Source organism: Sphingomonas cavernae, assembly GCF_003590775.1.
Taxonomy (GTDB): Bacteria; Pseudomonadota; Alphaproteobacteria; order Sphingomonadales; family Sphingomonadaceae; genus Sphingobium_A; species Sphingobium_A cavernae.
Genome location: NZ_QYUM01000003.1, coordinates 1,335,332 through 1,353,017, shown reverse-complemented (window position 1 = coordinate 1,353,017; position 17,686 = coordinate 1,335,332). Strand labels below are relative to the sequence as shown.

Genomic DNA, 17,686 nt, shown 5'->3' with positions numbered 1-17,686 from the left:
GGCTGTTCGTTCCACAAAGGAGCGCCTCCGGCCAGACACAGTTTCGGCGCGTCCGGACCTTGCGGCGGACGCCTCTATGCTCGTTAGTGGACTCGCGCGCGTACTAACAAGGGCGCGACACGGGATCGGCCCCGCGCGCGGCAATTCACCGCCCCGGTGATATGATTTATGCTCCTCGCGGGCGGACGGCTATTCCTGCGGCACGAAGCGCGAATTGATCATCCGCGTCGTCGACCATCCGCCGTCCACCGCGATCACCTGCCCGTTGATGAACTCCGCCCTGTCCGAACAGAGAAAGGCAACGGCATTTGCGACGTCGTCGGGCAGGCAATCGCGGTAAAATGGGGTCAGTCCCTGATTGATGCGCTGAAATGCGGGATAGTCCCATGCGGCCTCGGTCATCGGAGTCTTCACCACCGTTGGCGCGACGATATTGGAGCGAATGCCCTGCTCGCCATATTGCGCGGCCATGGTCTGCGTCAGCCCGGTCAGCCCCGCCTTCACTGCGCAGTAAATGCCGCCGTCGAGCCCACCCATCAGGCCGAAGGTGGAACCGATGGTGACGATGGCCGAACCCCGGCCCATATGCGGCAGAACTTCGCGGCACAGCCTGAAAGGCGCGCGGAGCGAAATCCCGATTACTTCATCAAGTATCGCGTCGGTGGTCTGATGAACGGGCGCCCAGACGCCCGCCCCGGCGTTATTGACCAGATAGGCCACGCCTCCGAAGGTGCTGATCGCATGGTCGACGATGCGCCTAGGTGCGTCCTCGTCCACCACATCGGCAAGGACATAGCTGAACCGCATCGCCCCCTTGAGCGCATCGCCCAGCGCCTTGAGCTTCGCCTCGTTGCGGCCGGTGCCGACGACCGCGACACCCTGTTCGCCGAGCTTGCGGACGATCGCTTCACCGATACCGCCAGCAGCCCCCGTGACGATCGCAACCTGCCCTTCACTCACGCATTTTCCTCCAGAAGATTGTGTTGCCGGCCACGCTGATTTCCCGTGCGCTCGGCGATGTCATTGGCGGCAACGAAGCCGAAGGTCATGGCTGGCCCGATCGTCCCGCCTGCGCCCGGATAGCAATCGCCGAATGGGCTCGCCGAGCAATTGCCCGCCGCATAAAGATTGGGGATCGGGTTGCCTTTGCCGTCGAGCACGCGCGCCCGCGCATCGCAGCGCAGCCCGCCCTTGGTGCCGAGGTCGCCATTATTGATCGGCACCGCATAGAAGGGCGCCTTGTCGATGGGGCCAAGGTTCGGGTTGGGCGTGCACGTCGGATCGCCGAAGAACTGGTCGTAGACATTGCCGCCGCGCCCGAATTCAGGATCGACGCCCGTCCGCGCATAGTCATTCATCTTGCGCACGGTTTCAGTGAGCGGCTCCACGGGCAGGTTGATCCTGGCGGCAAGCGCCTCGATCGTGTCAGCGCGGTAGATATAGTGATCCCACCAATCGCCGGGCACGCGCCAGTCGGGTGTGTGGACCGAGGGCATCAGCCCGCCCGCGCTGAACTTGTTGCGGAACTTCGCGTCGAAGATCAGCCAGCAAGGCATGTTGGCCCCGGTCTTGAGATGATCGTCGACCATGGCTTGCCCGAAGCTGTCATAGCCCGTCGCCTCATCAACGAAGCGCACGCCGTTGCGGTTCACGCAGACGCTATATGGCCTCCCCACATCGAATGCGGCCTGATGGATCTCGTGGAAATTGGACGCCTTGGGCATGGGCAGCGTCATGGTCGGGATCCACCAGCCCTGCCCGGTGTGCTCAACCGAAGCGCCGATCTTCTCGGCGGCGATCAGCGCCTCGCCGCGATTGGCATCCTCTGGGGTCGAGCTATGGCGCGAAAGGCCCGGCACGGAATAGAAACGGTCGCGAAGCTCCTGGTTCCACTCGAACCCGCCAGCGGCAAGCACGACACCGCGTCGCGCGTTGATCGCATAGCGGCGGCCATGGTTGCTGACCGTCACGCCGGTCACAGTGCCGGATTTGTCGACGTTCACCTCTTCCAGCCTGGTTTCCATGCGAAGTTCGACGCCGCGCGCGAACACCTGCTTGTAGACCGCGCCCATCAGCGCCGCCCCTTGGGTGAAGCGGCGGTCGCGGTGCGACGCACGACGCGTCGAGAGGTCGGTCCAGTAGCGCGTGATCATCCGGGCGACCGTGAACTGCCAGCCGCGCGAGCGCATCATCAGCGCGAAGGTCTCGGTCAGGTCCATGGCGTAGCGGTGGAACAGCTTGAAGCGGTTATACTGCTCGCGCATCAGCGGGTAGCACCCATCGCCCAGCTCGCGCCCGTCAAAGGTCGGGGCGATGACCGAGCGATCGGACCTCGCGCCCGGCTTTTCAGGGAAATAATCGGGCCAGGCCGCCGCCATTACCGGCACGCCCGTTTTCTTGAGAAAACGCAGCATTTCTGGGGCATTGTCGACATAGGCGCGCAGCCGCTCGACATTGACTGGCGACTGGATGACGCTCTCAAGATATTCGAGCGCGGCTTCGCGACTGTCGCCCCTGTCGCCGTCGAGCCCGTGATTGGGGATCCACATCACCCCGCCCGAGGTGGCCGATGTGCCGCCGAACTTGTGCGCCTTCTCCACGATGAGCACAGAAAGCCCCAGTTCGGCGGCGCGCAGCGCTGCCGCGGCCCCCGCAGCGCCGGACCCGATCACGACGACGTCGAAAATGTCGCTCATCGGCTAGAACCTCGGCACTGCGTCGAGGTGCGAGCCCTTGGGGAAACAGAAATATTCGATGAAATGGCCGAAATCGGCGCGCGCATCGAAATAGGCATAGGTGCCCCCCTGGGTATCGGCGGCGATCGGCAGCGCCCAGCGCGCCTTTGCCGACGCGAGATGACCGTCGAACTCGGCGCGGTCCTCGAAATGACGGCCAAGATGGTGGAAACGGGTGGCGTAGCCTTCTTCCGGAAGGCCCCAATGATACACGCTGGCGTTGCCCGAAAGCGGCTGGATGATCTCGAACTGCAGGTCGTTCTTGTACGCCAGCGCAAAATGGCAGACGGCCTTTCGTCCCTCACCCGTATCGAACTCGGACTCGGGCATTTCCATGAAGCCGCCAATATCGTGCGTCCGGGCGATATCCTCCATCGCGCGCTTCCAGTCGGTCGTCACATAGGCGTACTGGTAATAATTGTCGCTCATCGGCCGCTTGCGCTCCTCTCCGCGTCTTGTCCCATGTATTGGCCGCGCGCCGCCCGAGCGAAATGACCGGCGCGGCAGAGCCGCTTGCTCTTGCGCGCCACGACGAAGCCCATGCATTGCGCATGGCGGCTTCCCACCGCAAGGGAAGCGCAGAACGGGAATGCAAGGCGCAAGGATGAGCGAACAGATTTTTATTGCCGTGGCCAAGGTCGAGGAAGTTGCCCCCGACACCGTGAAGGTGGTGGAAGTTGGTGGTCGCTCCATCCTGTTGTGCAACACGAAGGACCGAATTTTCGCGGTCGAGAACCAGTGTTCGCATGCCGAAGAGCCCTTGGCGTGCGGGCGCATCAGGAACGGCTGGATCGCTTGTCCCGCACATGGCGCACGCTTCGACCTTGAAACCGGCGAGGCCATGAATCCGCCCGCCAAGGACCCGATCGTGGTCTTTCCCGTGCGCTTAACCGGCGAGACGATAGAAATAGCGGTATAGGGTCGCCCGCCGCATCGCCTTGCCGATATATGGCTGGACGCCTTGCGGCGTCGCGGCGAATTGATGCCTAGCGTTGATGGATGATGTGGAATCTCTGGAGGCCGGGTTTTTGACCGACGCACTCGAACGGCTGCGACATGACGTGCGCGCCTGGCTGGAGGCGAACGCGCCACGCGGCTGGCGTGAGTCCTGCACGAGCCACGAAGCCTTTCTGGACATGCAGCGCGGCTGGTTCGCAAAGCTTGCCGAAGCCGGATACGCCGTGCCGCACTGGCCCGCCGAATGGCCGGGCGGCGGCCGCAGCCTCGCCGAGCAGAAGGTGATTTACGAGGAGCTCGCTCGTGCGGACACGCCGCGCCTGCTGCTTTCCTTCATGTCCACCTATCATGCCGCATGCACCCTGTTCGAATGGGGCAGCGAGGCACAGCAGAAGCAATATATTCCGCGCATCCTTGAGGGTGAGATCTGGTGCCAGGGCTTTTCGGAACCCAATGCCGGCTCCGATCTCGCGGGCGTCAAGACGCGCGCCGAACGTCAGGGCGATGTCTATGTCGTCAACGGACAGAAGCTCTGGTCGACCATGGGCCAGTTCGCCGACAAGTGCCTGCTCCTCGTGCGCACGAGCACCGAAGGCGCGAAGCAGGCGGGGCTCACCTATCTGCTCCTCGACCTAAAGACCAAAGGCGTCACGGCGCGGCCGATTCACCAGATTCACGGCGACGAGGAATTTGCCGAGCTGTTCCTCGACAATGTCGAGATACCCGTGGAAGACCGCCTCGGCGAAGAAGGCCAGGGCTGGGCCGTCGCACAATCGACGCTGTCCTCCGAACGCGGCCTGACACTGCTGGAACTGAGCGCGCGCATGCGTGGTGCGCTGTGGCGGATCGGCGACCTGATCCGCGAGACGGGCCGGGAGAACGATGTCGGCATATTGCGCGATTTCGGACGGCTGACGACCAGGGTGGACGCGACCTGCGCGCTCGCCGACCAGTTCCTTGCCAACCGCATCGCGGGCGTCGAGCGCGTCGGCGATGCTTCGCTCGTCAAGCTCTCCTATTCGCGCACGCTGCGCGAATTCACGCTGCTCGGGCTCAGGCTCGGCGGCATGGATGCCCAATACCACACCCCAATCACCTTCGGCGGCGGCATGGAGACGGGCAACTGGATGGCGGACTTCATGAACAGCTATGCCTGGACGATTGCGGGCGGCAGCGACGAGGTCCAGCGCAACATCATTTCGGAGCGTCTGCTGGCGATGCCGCGCGAACCCAAAGGCTGGACGCTGGCGGGAGGCGCTGCATGAGCATGAACGTCAGCCGCGCAGAACTGCAGGATGCAGCCGAAAAAGCCTTCGGCCAAGGCGACCTTGCCCCCGACGCGGAGAAAAGCTGGAACCTGATCGCCGAAATGGGCTGGCTGATGATGGCCGTGCCCGAAGATCTGGGCGGACTAGGCCTGGGCGCCGATGCGACAGGCGTGATCCACACCGCGCTGGGGCGTGCGCTGGTTCCCGGCCCTGCCATGGCGCAGATGCTCGTGATCGAGGCGCTGTCCGCGGCCGATGGGCTCACGGCGCGAGACGACCTGCTGACGCGCGCAATGGGTGGCGAGGTGATGACCGCCTCGCTCGCCGGCGTCAGCACAACCGGACTGCACGCCTGCGTCCCCGATGCAGACCGCGCAAGCCAAGTGCTCGTGGTGGAGGACGCTCGAATATTGCTCGTCCCGACCGATTCGGCTGGAATCACGATCCTCGCGCGCGACACCTGGGACAAGACTCGCCGACTGTTCGACATCACGCCTGGCGAGAGCGGTGGCGGGCTCGTGCTGGCCGAAGGCGACGCTGCGGACGCCCTCGCCCGGCGGCTAAAGGCACAGCTTCTGTTCGCGCTTGCCGGAGACTCGCTTGGCGGAGCCGAGGCCGTGCTTGCAATGACCATCGAATATCTGGGCACCCGTCGACAATTCGACCGGCCACTGGCGATGTTCCAGGCCCTGAAGCACCGCGTCGCCGACATGAAGACGTGGCTCTCGGCCGCGGAGGCGTTGTTCTGGGCCAACGCGGCCGAGGCGTCGGTCAGCGTCGTCCAGGCGGGCGCGCTCAAGGCGCATGCAACGACGGTCTATCGCACGATCGCCGAGGAGGCGATCCAGCTCCATGGCGGCATCGGGCTCACGATGGAGCATCCATGTCATCTGTTCCTGAAGCGGGCGATGCTCAATTGCGCGCTGGGTGGCGATGCCGATCATTGGGAAGAACAAGCAGGCAGACGGGCTCTCGAAATAGGGGCCGCATAATCCCGAAACCGGGGGAGGATTGATGATGAGACGGATTGTGACCGCCGCATGCCTGACAGCGCTATCCGTGGCGCTGGCCGCGCCGGCCATGGGCGAAGAGAAGACGCCACTCGCTGCTACCGCTGCGGAGGATCCGATGTTCAAAGAGCCCTATATCGACATCGACGAATGGCGCGACGCACCCGTCCGTCACCGCTATGTCCATGGCGGATTCAAGGGCACCGAAACGCGCTTCTCCTTCTATCTTCCTGAAAAACAGCAATATCAGGGCCGCTTCTTCCAGCATATCACGCCGGTGCCCGACGACGAAAATCTCACACAGAAGATGCCGGCCGGGGAGGAGAACAAGATCGGTTTCGCGATCGCCTCCGGCGCCTATTTCGTCGAGACCAATGGCGGCGGGCGCGACATGGTGGGACAGCCGGGCAAGCCGCTCGATTTCACCATCGCCGCCTATCGCGCCAATGCCGCCGCCGCTCGCTATTCGCGCGTCGTGGCGCAGCAGATGTACGGCGGGGCGCGCCCTTATGGCTACGCCTTTGGCGGCAGCGGCGGCGGCTTCCGCACGGTCGGATCGATCGAGAACACACAAGGCGTGTGGGACGGTGTCGTTCCCTATGTGCTCGGATCGCCGATGGCGCCGCCCAACATGTTTTCGGTGCGGATGCGGGCGATGCGCATCCTGAACGACAAGTTCCCGCAAATACTCGACGCGGTGGAACCAGGCGGCAGCGGCGATCCCTATGCCGGTCTCGGGCCCGATCAGGCATCGGTGCTGCGCGAAGTGACCGCGATGGGTTTTCCAACGCCGTCCTGGTTCGGCTACAAGACGATGGGCATCCACGGCTTTGCCGCGCTCTATGGTGGGATGTTGATGGCCGATGCCGGCTATTTTACCGATTTCTGGACGAAGCCGGGCTATCTGGGGCACGATCATCCGGAAAAATTTACCGGCTACCGCCTGCAATATGACACGAAGGTCGCGGCACCGATCACCGCGCTGGAAGCGCAGCAACTGAAGCTCGACACACGGCTCACCGACGGCACGTCCAATGTCGACAATGCCTTCGCGGCCTTGCAGGGCGCGGAAGCACAGCGCGTCGTCGCGTTCCGCCTCGCAGGCGCGCCGCCCTCCACCTATTTCGTCGGCGGCGACCTGATCCTCGCTTCGGGCAAGCGGCTGACGATCAGCCGGATCAAGGGCGACATCGTGATCCTCGGCGTGGTCGATGCAACGGTCGCCGCAACGATCAAGGCGGGCGATCAAGTCCGCGTCGACAATAGCAACTTTCTAGCTGCCGAGACCTATCACTGGCACCAGGTGCCGCCGGCCGACGCCGGCTATCCGGTGTGGGACCAGTTCAGCGGGGCCGATGGCAAGCCGCTCTATCCGCAACGCCCGATGCTCCTCGGGCCGCTGTTTACCGCAGCCACCACGGGTAAGCCGTTCGGCCAGCCGCCAATGACCGGCAAGTTCCAGGGCAAGATGATCGTGGTGGAATCGCTATGGGATCGCGAGGCGATGCCGTGGCAGGGCGACTGGTATCGCCAGCGCGTCAGGGCAGCCGGGGGCAACGATAATTTCCGTATCTGGATGGTCGATCACGCGCTGCACGGCGACGACAGCCGCCAGGAAGACCCCACCCGCACTGTGAGCTACCTCGGCGTCCTCCAGCAGGCGCTGCGCGATCTTTCATTGTGGGTCGAAAAGGGCGTCGCGCCGCCGGCCAGCACCGCCTATCGTATCGATGACGGTCAGGTCATTGTCCCCGCGGCTGCCGCAACGCGCGAAGGCATCCAGCCGGTCGCGATCGTCACCGTCAATGGCGGGGCGAAGGCGGTGGTCAAGACGGGTCAAAGCGTCAGTTTCTCCGCCACGATCGATGTGCCGCCCGGCACAGGCAAGATCGTCTCTGCCGACTGGGATTTCGAGGGTGAAGGAACCTTCCCGGTGAAGGCGCAACTCCCCGGCGCGCCCAAGACCAGCCTCACTCTGAAGGCGAGCCACAGCTTCACCAAACCGGGCACCTACTTCCCCGCCCTGCGCGTGGCCTCAGAACGGAATGGCGATGCCGCCACGCCCTATGCCCGCATCCAGAATCTGGGGCGAGTACGGGTGGTGGTGGAGTAGCGCGAACCACTAGCGGGACGCATTAAATCTGATCCAGGTATGTGCTCCGGGCTTGACCCGGAGCCGATGCTACAAGCGACAAATCACCCGGACAGATGGGCTCCTGCCTTCGCAGGAGCACTGAACCCGGTTTCGCGTACCCTGCTCTAACCTGTCATTGGGACTCGGCCTCAGTCATCAGCAGTTCCGCCAACAGCTCGGGCTGCGTGTTCATCGCCTGATGCCCCGCGTCGATGTGAACGATCCGCTGCGCATGCAGTCGCTGTGCAAAGCGTTGCTGCCATTCAGGCGGCAGGATTCCGTCGCGCTCGCAGATCACATAGGTCGAGGGTGCGTCTGTGAGGTGATCATAGCTCCAATGCGCCGCGAAGGTTACGGGCATCGGCCAACTGTCCTGATCGAGGCACCCCAAAAAAATCGCGCGCCTGCGCCTCTTCCATGTCGTTGCACAGGGTCAGCAGCCGCTGTTCTTCCTTGCCATGCGTTTCGGGATCGAGCGGCCAGCCGACCTCGTGGGGACTTTCGCCGTGAAGTCCGTAGCCCATCATTTCGAGCACATTCTGGCCGGGCAACGGCGCACAGCAGGACACATAAATCAGCTTACGGAGCGATCCGGCCTGTCGCTGCCAGAGCACGGGCAGCATCGTTCCCGCCTGCGAATGACCGACGAGCACCACGTCGTCCATGCCCGCCGCTGCAATGTCGGAGAGCAGTTCGTCCGCCACTTCCTCGACGCCGAGCGCAATCGTGTCCCGGTCGCGCTTGGTGCCACAGCCGGGCACATCCAGTACCAGCACCCGCGCGCTGAACCCCAACAGCGCGCGGGCGGTGTGCTCCCACACCCAACTGCGCCGCCATGCAGCAGGGCGAAGGCAGGCTGGCTGGTCATGTCAGGCCATCAGCCCCTTGACCGCCTCAGCCACCCTTTCGGGCGAGACGATATAGGCATCCTCAAGCGGCTTGGAGAAAGGCACAGGCGAATAGGGCGCGCCGAGCCGGCGAACCGGCGCCTTGAGCTTGCCGTAGAGTTCCTCGTTGACGGTCGCGGCGATTTCGGCGCCGGGGCCGAAGCTGCGGACTGCCTCGTGCGCAATCAGAACACGACCCGTCTTGGCCGCAGAGGCCAGCACGGCTTCCTTGTCCCACGGCGAAACCGTTCGCAGGTCGACGAGTTCGACGGAAATCCCCGCCTCAGCCAGTGCAGGCAGCGCCTGCTGGCAACGCACGAGCTGCGACGACCAGGAAACGATGGTGACGTCGGTCCCTTCCTGCACGACGCGCGCCTTGCCCAGCGGGATCGGCGCCTGATCGTCGGGCACTTCGCCCGGGATGAACAGCGTGCCCGCGGATTCGATGAAGATGCAGGGATCGGGATCCTGAATGCACGAGAGCAGCAGGCCGTAATATTCGGCCGGGTTGGACGGTGCGACAACCTTGATGCCCGCGGTGTGCGCGAACCAGCCCTCGAGGTGATCGGCATGCTGGCCCGCGGTCTGCCAGCCGGCGCCGGTGAGCGTGCGGATGGTGATCGGCACCTGGCTCTGGCCGCCCGACATGAAGCGCAGCTTCGCGGCATGGTTGAAGATCATGTCCATGGCGACGGTGGTGAAGTTCATCAGCATGATCTCGGCGACGGGCTTGTAGCCACCGAGCGCAGCGCCGATGGCGGCACCGATGATCGCCTGTTCCGAAATCGGCGTCGACTTCACGCGATCATCGCCGAAACGCGTCGAAAGGCCCGCGGTCGCGCCGGTCACGCCACCACCCTCGCGGTCGGCGACGTCTTCGCCGAACACAATAACCTTGGGGTCCTGCTCCATCGCCTTGGCGAGCGCCGCATTGACGGCCTGGAGCGCATTCATCTTCTTGCCGCTCATGCGGGGATCTCCTCGGCAAACACATCGCGGCGGAGTTCGTCGACCGACGGGAATTCGCTCGCCAGACCGAATTCCTGCGCGTCCTCGACTTCGGCCTCGATATCGGCCTGCATCTTCGCCAGTTGCTCTTCGGTGGCATGGCCTTCGGCGATCAATCGCGCGCGGAAGGCGGGCAGCGGGTCCTTCGCGATCGCCTCAGCCTTTTCTTCCTTGGTCATGTACTTGTCGTCATCGCCGAAGACGTGGCCCATGAAACGGAAGGTCTTGCATTCGAGCAGCGTCGGCCCCTCGCCGTCGCGCGCACGGGCAACAGCCTCATGCACCGCGGCATACATCGCCCAGGGATCGTTGCCGTCGACGGTGTAGCCGGGCATCCCGTAACCCGCCGCACGTTTCGAGATGAAATCGACGCCGGTGCCGTTCTCGTAGCGGGTGTGCTCCGCAAAGCCGTTGTTCTGGCAGACGAAAATCACCGGCAGCTTCCAGACCGAAGCCAGGTTCAGCGATTCGTGGAACGCGCCGATATTGGAGGCGCCGTCACCGAAATAGGCGACCGTCACGCGCTTGCTGCCATCGAGCAGTGCCGCCCAGGCAAGGCCATTGGCGATCGGCATCGACGAACCCACGATACCCGTGGTCACCATCACACCCGTTTCGGGGTGCGTCAGGTGCATCGGGCCACCCTTGCCCTTGCAGGTGCCGTCGACGCGGCCCGCGATTTCCGCCCAGAGCGGACGCAGCGGCATGTCCTTGGCGACCATGTCGTGGATGCCACGATAGATCGTGCAGATCGTGTCGTCGTTGTTGAGAAACGCGGACACGGTGGATGGAATCACTTCCTGCCCGCGCGCCGAATAATAGGGCATGGTAAGACGCCCGAGACGGATCGTCTTGCGGATGGCGTCGTCATTGCGCTCGATACGGATCATGCGCCGGTAGATATCAACCAGCGTCTCCGGACTTGGCGCGGGGGCGTTGCTCAGCTCTGCCATGGGGTTCCTCAATGGCCGTTGGAATGCCCCACTCAATTGGCCGTCAGGCGCTGGAGGTCAATCTCGCCCCGGCGATATTTCGGATATCGGCGGCGCGCGCCTTCTCGTTGCCGGTCAGCGCGAATTCCTCCTCGCTGAAGAACAGGATCCTACGCGGCACCTTGAAGCTCGCCAGTTTCTCCTTGAGATGCGCGGTCAGCGCTGCCTCATCGATGTCCGCGCCGTCTACGGGGACGATGCACGCGACCACCATTTCACCAAGCAGATCGTCTGGCACACCCACCGTCTGGCTGCGCTTCACGCCCGGATAGTTGGCGATGATCGTATCGACCTCTTCGGGCGCGACATTGGCGCCGCCGGTCTTGATCATGTCGGTCAGCCGGCCTTCCCAGAAGAAGCGCCCCTCGCCGTCCACATAGCCGCCATCGCCGGTGCAGTAGAATCCTTCGTCGTCGAAGCACTGCTCGGCGGTCTTGCCGAGATAGCCCGACATCAACGTCGGCCCCTTGATGCACATCTCGCCGCGTGTCCCGCGCGGCACGATCGTGCGCGTCACCGGATCGACGATCTTCAGGATGTTGCCGGGAAGCGGCCTGCCGAAGCTGCCAGCACCAGCTTCTTCTGATGTGTCGGCGTCGAAGGCGGTGCAGATCGTCATCGTCTCGGTCGTGCCGAACGCCCCGGGCGTCTTCCAGTCGGTGCTGACCGTCGGATGCTCGGTGATGAGCTCGCCCTTGGTGACGTATTTCAGACTGGAAAGATCGGCGCCCTGCCAGTTGGGCGCGGCCTGGACGCGCGCCCATTGATGCGGACGGCCGGTCAGGAAGCTCACCTTCTCCTTCTCGATGACGTCGAGCGCCGCGCTCGCGTCGAAGACGGGCTGGAGGATCGCGGCACCTCCGGTCGAAAGCGACGTCGCGATGACGAGGCTGACATTGCCCGACCAGAACAGGCCGTTGCCGGTCCAGCTTCGCACCGGTTCGCGCATGCCAAGGACGCGCGGCCAGCGCCACCACTGGACGGCGAAGGCGCGCTGCGAGTGGACGATGCCCTTGGGCAGGCTGGTCGTGCCCGAGGAGAAGAAGATGCCGCCAATGTCCGACGGCGAGACGCTCGCCGCGCGCGCCGCGATCAGGCTGTCGGGCACGTCCGCGCCGCTCGCGAGGAAAGCCTCCCAGCCTTCATAGCCCGGCGCGGAGGGTTCGTCGTCAGTCACGCTGTCGAGCTGGACCAGTTGGTTGAGGAACGGCCCGTGGTCGATATCCTTCAGAACGGACGCGAAATCCTTTTTCAGCACGCGCGTATCGAACAGCAGCAGCTCGATCGCCGACGCCTTGATCAGATGTTCGAGCTCTTCCGGCGTCGAAAAGGTACTGAGCGCGACTGTCACGCCGCCCGCCATTGCAATGCCGAACATCGCGGAGAGATATTCCGGGCGATTGGCCATCAACACGCCGATGCGCGCATCCTTGGCCGTACCCGCAGCGACCAGCGCCTTCGCCACCTCGACCGAACGCGCGTGGAGGTCGTCATAGCTCCAGCAGGTTCGGCCAAGCGCCGTGCGCATGATGACGGCGTCGGCCGCACCGTGGCGCGCTCGCACCTCTTCGAGATAACCGGGAATCGTGTGCGCGCCCTGCCCCGCCTCCTCGTTCAGCGGGAGGCCGTGGACAAGCGACAGGGCGGGATCGGCGGGATTACTCAATAGGGCAGCTCCACCTGCGCGGTGCCCTTGAGGATCTGCTCGCCGTGCTGCGTGGTCATCACGGTCTGCACGCGCACCACCGGCATGCCGAAGGGCGACATGTCGAGCTTTTCGATCACCTCGGCATCGACATAGGTCACGTCGCCTTCAAAGGCGGGCGAGCGGAACTGCGTCTTGCTATGCCAGATATAGCCTTCATGCCCCGCCCAAAAAGCGATGGTGTCGAGGTGCCATGCGTTCATCGATGCGCCATAGCCATAGGCGCCGCCCATGCCGACATTCTCGGCCTTTTCGGCGTTGATGTGGCCGGAGGAGGGGCCGTGATACAGGCCGTCACCCATGCGCGGGTCGATCTTGCGCGCTTCATGGTCGTAGCTCATGTCCGCGCCGAAGCCTGCATCTTCCCTGGCTGGATCGTGGACGCCCTCGGGCGCGTTCCATCGCCAGGTGCCCCAGATATTCTGGCGATGCGCGCGGCACTCATTGGCGAAGCTGACCACCGAATGCGGACCGATCACGCGGCGCGGCAGCTTGTCCCCCACCTTGACGTCGGCAAAACGCGGCGACTTCCCCTCGCGATTGGAGAGGATCCATTCGTGGCGGAGCTTGTGGACTTCCGCCAGTTCTTCCTTGGTCCAAGTCTTGGGGCTACGCTTGTCCCTGCCATAGACGCCGCGCTTGTTCGCTTCCTCGACAAGATAGCGGATCGCGGTCGCGCGTTCCTTGGCGATCAGCGTGCCATTCTGGTTGCGGTGCACGGTATCACCGCGCGCGAACATCGTCGGGCCCGCAAAGGCGGTGTCGGTGACGCTATAGCCGTCGAAGCGACGATCCTGGACCAGCTTGTCGCCGGGGCGGACGGGCGTGCCGTAGAACCACCATTCCTCGCCCGCGAAGATCAGGTGCGTGCCCGGAACCTTGCCGACACAGGCCGGGTGGCAGCCATGGCCATAGTCCATCGCAACGGTGAAGGATTGCGGGGCGACGATGCCGCCGAACTTCGAACCGCGCGCGAATTCTTCGTCCCAGTGGATCGGGTTGGGATAGTCCAGCGCCTGCACCCAGCGGCGAATGTCGGTCGCGTTGCACGGGTCCCACATCTCGGCGAAGATGACGGGCTTGCCGACCCACTTGTCGACATCGCTCGTGTCCATCACGACCGGTTCCTGATCGGCCATTATTCTATCCTTCAATCAAGCGGTTGCGGCGCGCCGGTGCCCATGTAATCGGCAAGCACGCGGTGAAAATTGATGAGCGCACGCTCCTCGACGGGACTTGGCCGCATGCCCGAAAAGCTCCGCGATTTGAGCCCGCGCTGCACGGCGCCCATATTCGAGAAATCCTGCGTCAGCACCTTGCGCCAGTTTTCGACGCTTGGCTCGGGCCTGTGCAGGTTTTCGGGTCGGGGTTCTTCGCCTTCCGGGTAACGCTCGAGTGTATAGACCTCGAAGATGCAGCTATCAGGGTCATCGCCATTGGGCCGCGCGCGATAGCAGAGCGCGAAGGTCGGCCCGTGGATGATGACGGTGTTTGGGAAGAGGTGCCAGACATTGCCCGACGCCGCGAAACGCGCGGGATCGATCTTCGGCCACATCACGCCCCGCTTCGCATCCTCCTCGATCGTCCGCTTCATCAGGTGCATCTGCACTTCGAGCGGTTGCGTGCCCTCCGGCAGTTCCTCGACCAGCAGGTTGGCGACCCTGACCATCGTCTCGGTCGTCGTCGCGTTCACTTCCTCCCAGAGCTGGTTGAGCGAAGCGGCGAGGCCGACGCGCATGTCGGGCGCACCTGCAGCGCCCGCGCTCGCGCCGCCCGTCCCCTGACCCGCCGCCGAACCGAACACGCCGTGGATACCCCTGGCATCGCTCCAGGTCGGCTTGGGTGAATAGCGCGTGAGCTGCGGGTGCGTCCCCGGCACATGATAGCCCTCGATGAACGCCTCGACCGCGACCTTCCAGTTGCAGGGAAAATGCAGCCATTGCCGCCAGCGATAGCGCATCTTCGCCAGCTCGAACGGATCGAGCATCGTCGCGGCGGGTTCCAGATAGTTGCGCAGCGGAATCGCGTCGGGGTCCATGTTGACGAAGACCCAGCCACCCCATGTGTCGACCTGAACCGACTTCAGCCGGATATCCTCGGGGTTGAGCGCATCGCCCCACGCATCGCCGCGCACGACGCCGACATTGTTGCCGTCCCTGTCCCAGCTCCAGGCATGGAAGGGGCACACGAAACGGCTGGCATGCCCGCAGCCCTCGGTCAGCCGGCGCGCGCGATGCGGGCAGACATTGAAATAGGCCGCGATCCTGTCTTCGGCGGCACGCACGACGATGATCGAATCGTCCATGATGTCGTAGGTGACGTAATCACCGACATCGGGGATCTCTTCCTCACGGCACGCAACTTGCCAGACCCTGGGCCACAGCTTGTCCGCTTCGGCCCGCGCATAGCCGTCCGACACATAGGCTTCATTGCCGATGATGACCGGGCGTTCGGTCAACGGCCGTTCCGTCGGCGCCATCGCGTCCATCGCTGCGATCCTTCTCCATGGGCCGTGACGGCCCTGTACGTCATATCCTCCCTATGGAGCGGCTTGGCGCAAGGAAAGGCTCAGCATTGCCGACTGCAGCCCGGTCAACATCGCTGCGCCGATAGAGACAAGCGCCGGCTTGCAATGCGCACCGATCGACACATTTTGGCCGAAAGGAGAGACGGCGCATGACGAAGATGCTGGCTGCGGTCGCTGTGGGCGGCGCAGGGATCGAGGGTGTGAACGTCCATGAGGTGGACGTGCCCGAGGCTGGCGCGGGCGAAGCCCTCGTCCGGTTGAAGGCCGCGACGCTCAATTTCCGCGACATCATCATCGCCAAGGGCATGATGTCGGGCCTCGCCAAGGAGCCCGACTACGTCCCCCTCTCCTGCGCGACTGGCGAAGTGATCGCCGTGGGCGACGGCGTCACGCGCGTGAAACCCGGCGACCGCGTCAATCCGATCTTCGCGCTAGGCTGGCTCACCGGCCCGCAACCCACAATGGACATGCTCGGCGGCCGCGCCGATGGCGTGGCGCGGCAATATGCGACCTTTCCCGCCGACAGCCTGTGCCTCGTCCCTGACAGCATGGGCGATCTCGAGGCGGCGACGATGACCTGCGCGGGGCTGACCGCATGGAACGCGCTGTTCCAGCACCGCCCGCTCAGGCCCGGCGAATGGATCCTCTGCCAGGGCACGGGCGGCGTCTCGCTCGCCGCGCTCCAGTTCGCCAAGGCGGCGGGCGCGCATGTCGCGATCACCTCCTCCTCCGACGCCAAGCTCGCCCGCGCCCGGGCGCTCGGCGCGGACGTGACAGTCAATTACCGCACCCACCCGGACTGGGCCGCAGCGGTTCGCAGCGAACTGAGTGGCAAGGGCGTCGACATCATCGTCGATGTCGTCGGTGCAAGCCAGATCGATACCGCGGCATCGTTGCTCAATCCCACCGGCGTGATATCCGCGATCGGCATGCTCGGCTCCAAATTCAGTTGGAGCCAGGCAGACGTCGGCGGCCATCCCGTCGCACGCATCACCGTCGGCAACCGCGCGGATCATGAAGCGATGCTAGCCTTCTGCGCGACCCACGCGATCCGGCCCGTGGTCGATGTCGTATATGACTTGCCCCGCATCCAGGACGCCTATCGCCACCTCGAAAGCGGACAATTCTTCGGCAAGGTCGGGATCAACCTGCTTTAGGGAGCAAGGTCGCAACGCCTCGGCCTTTTTCGACCCAAAGCCGGACCTTCACGGCCTTCGACGGGCTCCGCGATACCCGCCATTCGCTATGGTTGGACGCTATGACGTGCAGCGCCCCAATGCGTCGTCACGTTCCTTGGTGGTCGCGGCCAGTTTCCCCACAGCAACGGTGCGGCCATGGTGTATAGAGGGGCATGAAGCTGGAGCTGGTTCGAAAGAGAGACGTGCCGCATTCTGAGCAACGGAACAGCAAGACCGCGGACAATCCGTGCAGCAGCCAAACGACGCCTCCGAGTAGGAAGTAGGCATCTCCCATCTTCGCCAGAAATCCGAACAGCCAGATGGGCATCGTGAGGAAAACGAGAAGCATCCAAGCTGTATAAAGCCACGCGCGGCGGTAGGTTTCCATTGCTCTATCCAAGCCCACGATGCGCACTAGGCGGCGTGGACGAATTGGTTGACGTGGACGGTGTGGGTTGATTCAAGGCTGCCTTTTGGAGGCAGGTTTGAGCCGGGGCGATCTGAGCGAAGCAGAATGGCGCGTTCTGAAGGGTCTGCTGCCGATCGAGCCAGAGAACCGAGGGCGCGGCCGCAGGCCTGAGCAGAATCTCTCGATAGTCAACGGCATACTCTGGCGGCTGCGCTGTGGGACTGCTTGGCGCGATGTCCCGCCAAAATACGGCAATTGGAACACGATCTACCGGCGGTTCCGTCGTTGGAGCGAGGCCGGGGTCTGGGAGGCCGTGTCGGTGACGCTTGCCGAGATCATGGCCGACACCGGACACTACAGCATCGACAGCACCACCCTTCGCGCCCAGGTCTCGGCAGCGGGCGGAAAAGGGGGACTTGTCGACGCGCTCTTGGCCGCTCGCGGGGCGGGTTCACCAGTAAGCTTCACTGTCTGGCTGATGCCCGAGGACGCCCCGTCGCCTTCCACCTGACTGGTGGTGAAGCCGCCGACTGCACGGCCTATGACACGCTGATCCGCCTGCCGGACCGCGCTCCGGCGGCTCTGCTGGCCGACAAAGGCTACGACACCAACGCCATTCGCGCCGATCTCGCGAGCCGCAGCATACAGGCTGTCATCCCGGCGCGCTCCAATCGCCGAGAAAGGATCGAGCACGATCGGCAGCTCTACAGGCAGCGAAACGGCATTGAGCGAATGTTCGGCAAGCTGAAAATCAATCGTGCCGTCGCCACCCGCTACGATCAAACGCCCTCAAGTTTCCTCGGCATGGTCCATCTCGCTGCCATCCGGCTTTGGATCAAATTCGTCCACGCCGCCTAGCGCAAGCACACTTAACGA

The 17,686-nt window shown here is 64.0% G+C and carries 16 protein-coding genes and 1 pseudogene; 7 read left to right on the top strand and 10 right to left on the bottom strand.

The genetic code is table 11. From position 1 onward, the window contains the following. Window positions 1–189: 189 nt before the first annotated feature. From D3876_RS14115 to D3876_RS14105, 3 genes are read right to left on the bottom strand one after another with little or no spacing between them, the layout of a single operon-like run. Entirely contained in the window at window positions 190–960 is a 771-nt protein-coding gene (locus D3876_RS14115) for an SDR family NAD(P)-dependent oxidoreductase (protein ID WP_119763160.1), read from the bottom strand. Further along, window positions 957–2,696, bottom strand: coding sequence for an FAD-dependent oxidoreductase (locus D3876_RS14110; protein ID WP_119763158.1), 1,740 nt, complete (start codon window positions 2,694–2,696; stop codon window positions 957–959). The genes D3876_RS14115 and D3876_RS14110 overlap by 4 nt, the downstream gene beginning before the upstream one ends. A gap of 3 nt (window positions 2,697–2,699) precedes the next feature. Next, complete coding sequence (locus D3876_RS14105; protein WP_119763156.1) at window positions 2,700–3,164, bottom strand: VOC family protein; 465 nt, start codon at window positions 3,162–3,164, stop codon at window positions 2,700–2,702. Between the two features lie 175 nt (window positions 3,165–3,339). Here D3876_RS14105 and D3876_RS14100 point away from each other — a divergent pair, with 175 nt between their 5' ends. From D3876_RS14100 to D3876_RS14085, 4 genes are all read left to right on the top strand, one after another. Beyond that, the gene (locus D3876_RS14100; protein WP_119763154.1) at window positions 3,340–3,654 is read left to right on the top strand and encodes a Rieske (2Fe-2S) protein; all 315 of its coding nucleotides are present in this window, start codon (window positions 3,340–3,342) and stop codon (window positions 3,652–3,654) included. Window positions 3,655–3,748: 94 nt separating this feature from the next. Then, window positions 3,749–4,957 carry an acyl-CoA dehydrogenase family protein gene (locus D3876_RS14095; protein ID WP_119763903.1) on the top strand — a complete coding sequence of 403 codons (1,209 nt, stop codon included), beginning with the start codon at window positions 3,749–3,751 and terminating at the stop codon, window positions 4,955–4,957. Further along, a complete protein-coding gene (locus tag D3876_RS14090) occupies window positions 4,954–5,952 on the top strand; it encodes an acyl-CoA dehydrogenase family protein (RefSeq protein ID WP_238475376.1) in 999 nt (332 codons plus the stop codon). The genes D3876_RS14095 and D3876_RS14090 overlap by 4 nt, the downstream gene beginning before the upstream one ends. 22 nt (window positions 5,953–5,974) lie before the next feature. Beyond that, window positions 5,975–8,083 carry a PKD domain-containing protein gene (locus D3876_RS14085; RefSeq protein ID WP_119763150.1) on the top strand — a complete coding sequence of 703 codons (2,109 nt, stop codon included), beginning with the start codon at window positions 5,975–5,977 and terminating at the stop codon, window positions 8,081–8,083. Window positions 8,084–8,237: 154 nt separating this feature from the next. Here the strand turns inward: D3876_RS14085 and D3876_RS20920 are convergent, their stop codons facing one another. From D3876_RS20920 to D3876_RS14055, 7 genes are read right to left on the bottom strand one after another with little or no spacing between them, the layout of a single operon-like run. Beyond that, a complete protein-coding gene (locus D3876_RS20920) occupies window positions 8,238–8,465 on the bottom strand; it encodes an alpha/beta fold hydrolase (RefSeq protein ID WP_238475375.1) in 228 nt (75 codons plus the stop codon). Next, window positions 8,431–8,925, bottom strand: a complete 495-nt coding sequence (locus tag D3876_RS14080; RefSeq protein ID WP_238475374.1) for an alpha/beta fold hydrolase — start codon at window positions 8,923–8,925, stop codon at window positions 8,431–8,433. Before D3876_RS14080 ends, D3876_RS20920 begins: the two co-directional genes overlap by 35 nt. Window positions 8,926–8,973: 48 nt before the next feature. Further along, entirely contained in the window at window positions 8,974–9,960 is a 987-nt protein-coding gene (locus D3876_RS14075) for an alpha-ketoacid dehydrogenase subunit beta (protein WP_119763148.1), read from the bottom strand. Then, entirely contained in the window at window positions 9,957–10,952 is a 996-nt protein-coding gene (locus D3876_RS14070) for a thiamine pyrophosphate-dependent dehydrogenase E1 component subunit alpha (protein WP_119763146.1), read from the bottom strand. Before D3876_RS14070 ends, D3876_RS14075 begins: the two co-directional genes overlap by 4 nt. Before the next feature lie 43 nt (window positions 10,953–10,995). Next, window positions 10,996–12,657 (bottom strand): class I adenylate-forming enzyme family protein, encoded by a 1,662-nt coding sequence (locus tag D3876_RS14065; RefSeq protein ID WP_182912015.1) that lies wholly within the window; start codon window positions 12,655–12,657, stop codon window positions 10,996–10,998. After that, window positions 12,654–13,835 carry an FAS1-like dehydratase domain-containing protein gene (locus tag D3876_RS14060; protein WP_119763144.1) on the bottom strand — a complete coding sequence of 394 codons (1,182 nt, stop codon included), beginning with the start codon at window positions 13,833–13,835 and terminating at the stop codon, window positions 12,654–12,656. The genes D3876_RS14065 and D3876_RS14060 overlap by 4 nt, the downstream gene beginning before the upstream one ends. Before the next feature lie 11 nt (window positions 13,836–13,846). Further along, on the bottom strand, window positions 13,847–15,184 hold the full coding sequence (locus D3876_RS14055) for an aromatic ring-hydroxylating oxygenase subunit alpha (RefSeq protein ID WP_238475373.1): 1,338 nt from the start codon (window positions 15,182–15,184) through the stop codon (window positions 13,847–13,849). Between the two features lie 188 nt (window positions 15,185–15,372). Between D3876_RS14055 and D3876_RS14050 the strand changes: the two genes are divergently transcribed. The 3 genes and pseudogenes from D3876_RS14050 (at window position 15,373) to D3876_RS14045 (ending at window position 17,668) form a co-directional block, all read left to right on the top strand. Further along, window positions 15,373–16,380, top strand: a complete 1,008-nt coding sequence (locus tag D3876_RS14050) for a zinc-dependent alcohol dehydrogenase family protein (RefSeq protein ID WP_119763142.1) — start codon at window positions 15,373–15,375, stop codon at window positions 16,378–16,380. Between the two features lie 476 nt (window positions 16,381–16,856). After that, window positions 16,857–17,066: pseudogene (locus D3876_RS20915) on the top strand (transposase); the annotation flags it as partial. Beyond that, complete coding sequence (locus D3876_RS14045) at window positions 17,036–17,668, top strand: IS5 family transposase (RefSeq protein WP_338014316.1); 633 nt, start codon at window positions 17,036–17,038, stop codon at window positions 17,666–17,668. The pseudogene D3876_RS20915 and the gene D3876_RS14045, both read left to right, overlap by 31 nt. The last annotated feature ends 18 nt before the right edge of the window (window positions 17,669–17,686 follow it).

What these genes read in the sequence shown, in the direction of transcription:
- D3876_RS14085 (WP_119763150.1), top strand. Translation starts at nt 5,975, where the DNA reads ATGATGAGACGGATTGTGACCGCCGCATGCCTGACAGCGCTATCCGTG.
- D3876_RS14055 (WP_238475373.1), bottom strand. Translation starts at nt 15,184, where the DNA reads ATGGACGCGATGGCGCCGACGGAACGGCCGTTGACCGAACGCCCGGTC.
- D3876_RS14110 (WP_119763158.1), bottom strand. Translation starts at nt 2,696, where the DNA reads ATGAGCGACATTTTCGACGTCGTCGTGATCGGGTCCGGCGCTGCGGGG.
- D3876_RS14090 (WP_238475376.1), top strand. Translation starts at nt 4,954, where the DNA reads ATGAGCATGAACGTCAGCCGCGCAGAACTGCAGGATGCAGCCGAAAAA.
- D3876_RS14100 (WP_119763154.1), top strand. Translation starts at nt 3,340, where the DNA reads ATGAGCGAACAGATTTTTATTGCCGTGGCCAAGGTCGAGGAAGTTGCC.
- D3876_RS14070 (WP_119763146.1), bottom strand. Translation starts at nt 10,952, where the DNA reads ATGGCAGAGCTGAGCAACGCCCCCGCGCCAAGTCCGGAGACGCTGGTT.
- D3876_RS14050 (WP_119763142.1), top strand. Translation starts at nt 15,373, where the DNA reads ATGACGAAGATGCTGGCTGCGGTCGCTGTGGGCGGCGCAGGGATCGAG.
- D3876_RS14075 (WP_119763148.1), bottom strand. Translation starts at nt 9,960, where the DNA reads ATGAGCGGCAAGAAGATGAATGCGCTCCAGGCCGTCAATGCGGCGCTC.
- D3876_RS14060 (WP_119763144.1), bottom strand. Translation starts at nt 13,835, where the DNA reads ATGGCCGATCAGGAACCGGTCGTGATGGACACGAGCGATGTCGACAAG.
- D3876_RS20920 (WP_238475375.1), bottom strand. Translation starts at nt 8,465, where the DNA reads ATGCCCGTAACCTTCGCGGCGCATTGGAGCTATGATCACCTCACAGAC.
- D3876_RS14105 (WP_119763156.1), bottom strand. Translation starts at nt 3,164, where the DNA reads ATGAGCGACAATTATTACCAGTACGCCTATGTGACGACCGACTGGAAG.